Raw genomic sequence first — 546 nt, 5'->3', positions numbered from 1 at the left:
TCGCCGCGGGCGGCGGCCCGATCGCCGGATGCATGCTGCTGACATGCTGAGCTGATCTGGGCGAGTGCGTCATTGGGTAATGAACAGCAGCGCGACAAACGCGCTTCGCAGATCGCGCGTCGCATCGAGGCTGAGATCATCCGCGGCACCAGCCCGGGCCGGCCGGCAACGCCCTGCTGGGGTTGTCGCGAATCCTGCCCGAACTGTTGCGCCGGCAGTGGACCAGTGCCGAGCTCCGACGCGCGCACCTGGGAGTCACCGACGCGATCGGGCGGGGTGACGACAGGCTGGCCCGCCACCGTGCACGTCGGCACGTGGACGCCGCCTCGTCCTGGTGGCTGTAGGTCTGTCGACTGTGAGTAACGACGAGATACAAGCGGGTTTGGTTGTCGGTCTTGGTATCTCCGAACGAATTTCGCTATGCCCCACCCTGTTTGGGTGTGGCGGCAGCCACCCTAGTTGGTCGACGGTGGTGGTTGGGGTTGGAAGGGTTCGTACCACCACCAGTGGGCGCGTTCGCCGGTGGGCCCCGGGCAGGGGGGCACC

General features: G+C 67.0%; 1 protein-coding gene. It reads right to left on the bottom strand.

Annotation, left to right across the window (positions count from 1 at the left end; all coding sequences use genetic code 11):
• Positions 1–455 precede the first annotated feature (455 nt).
• Positions 456–546 (bottom strand): hypothetical protein (locus tag F6Q13_RS20030; protein ID WP_293060166.1); only part of this gene is annotated, 91 nt, incomplete at its 5' end.

It is taken from the genome of Mycobacterium sp. (assembly GCF_008709575.1).
Classification (GTDB): Bacteria; Actinomycetota; Actinomycetes; order Mycobacteriales; family Mycobacteriaceae; genus Mycobacterium.
The sequence above is the reverse complement of the archived record's forward strand: the minus strand, read 5'-3'. Positions and strand labels throughout refer to the sequence as shown.